Origin of the sequence: Streptomyces sp. NPDC007162, assembly GCF_040634175.1 — a bacterium.
Lineage (GTDB): Bacteria > Actinomycetota > Actinomycetes > Streptomycetales > Streptomycetaceae > Streptomyces.
In genome coordinates, this window is the sequence record NZ_JBEYFC010000968.1 from 1 (window position 1) to 1,577 (window position 1,577).

At 67.9% G+C, this 1,577-nt stretch carries 1 protein-coding gene; it reads right to left on the minus strand.

Features of this window, described 5'->3' with window-relative positions:
* Positions 1-696, minus strand: a 696-nt coding sequence (locus tag ABZ646_RS46335; protein WP_360533739.1) for an extracellular solute-binding protein, incomplete at its 3' end; no start/stop codon positions are given.
* Positions 697-1,577 lie beyond the last annotated feature (881 nt).

A 1,577-nucleotide genomic window follows, 5' to 3' on the forward strand; every position in this document is an offset into this window, starting at 1 on the left:
GTCGGACTTGTCGAAGCCGAGTCCGTCCGAGGTGTAGAAGGCCTTGCCGTTCTGGCGGAGGTAGAGGTCGTAGAGGTACATGATCGCGAAGTAGCCGGTGTCCCCCGCGACCTTGGTCTTGTCGTGGATGGTCTTCAGGGCCTTGAAGTAGTCGTCCCAGGTCCAGCCCGGGTGCGGCTCGACACCGGCCTTCGCGTAGACCTTCTTGTCGATGACCAGCGCCATGGTGTTCGAACCGACGGGGACTCCCACCTGTTTGCCGTCGACCTCGCCGACCTTCGTCACACCGGCACGGAAGTGATCCAGGCTCAGATTGCCGGCCTGAACCTGTGACTTCAGATCGAGCAGAATTCCTCGCTTGTCGTACTTCCGGAGAAAGGTGACGGCATTTTGGAAAACGTCCGGGGGATTTCCGCCCGCGGCCTGGGTCTGGAACTTCTCCCAGAACGACGCATACGTCTGGAAGTCGGTCTTGACCTTGATCTTCGGGTACTTCTTCTCGAAGAGCGCGATGGTCTGGTTGATCTTCTTGGCGCGCTCCTCGGCACCCCACCAGGAGTAACGGATCGTCACTGTGCCGTCCCCGGAACCGCTGCCGCCCCCACACCCGGCGGTCGCAGCGAGCCCGAGCGCGGCCGCCGAGGCCCCGGCCGCCTTCAGGATGGTCCGCCTCTCCACATTCCTGCTGGTTCCCACAGTCGGGCCCCTCCCCGCAGCGGTCGCCGCCGCTTGCATGAATCGTTTCAAGTAAGCGCTTGCTGGCACAAGTTACGGAGGGGCCGGTAAGGCGTCAATGATTCGCACAGGAATTTCTTACGACCGCAGCAACCGAGGAGCCCGACCCGTCCGCCGGGCGACGCCCGCCGTACGGGGGATGCCGCAGGTGAGAAGCGCGCGGTCGACTGACCGAACGTCAAGGGGCGTGCTCGGCGCGAGGGTTACGGCTTGGCTTCGGCGGAGGGTTCGGGTGGGGTAACGGGGGTCACCCGAGGCGGGGGCGGCGACGCTCGGGGTGCGCGGGCGGGTGGCGGGACACAGAGGGGCCGTCAGCCGTTCGCAGCTGTGACGCATCCGTTGACGAAGAGGGCGGATGCCCTCCGGGCCGGCGATCCGGCCCCACACCTCCGACGATTACGAGCGCCGTCCGCCCCCCTGCGCCTCACCGGACACCACACGGGAGCTCGGGAAGCCACCGGACACGCTGCGTGGTCATCGCCATCCGGACGAGCAGGGCGGGTCGGCCGAGAACGCGGCCCACGCACGTCGCTCGCCCACCCCTCCGCACCGGCCCGGGCGCGCCGCATGAGCCGACCAGCTGCCGCATGAGCCGGCCGTCCGCATAAGCCCGCCGCCCGCCGCATGAGCAAGCCGTCGGCCGCACGAACCTGCCATCCGCCGCATGAGCAGCGGGGTCCGTCGCAAGGACGCGTCGCCCGCCGCACGGACAAGCCGCCCACTGCACGAACGAGCCGTCGGCCGCACGAGATGCCCGACCGTCGCATGCGCGAGCCGACAGACCGCCGCACGAGAGGGCCGACCACGAGCCCGGACACGACCAGGGTCTCGATGGTGTCGAC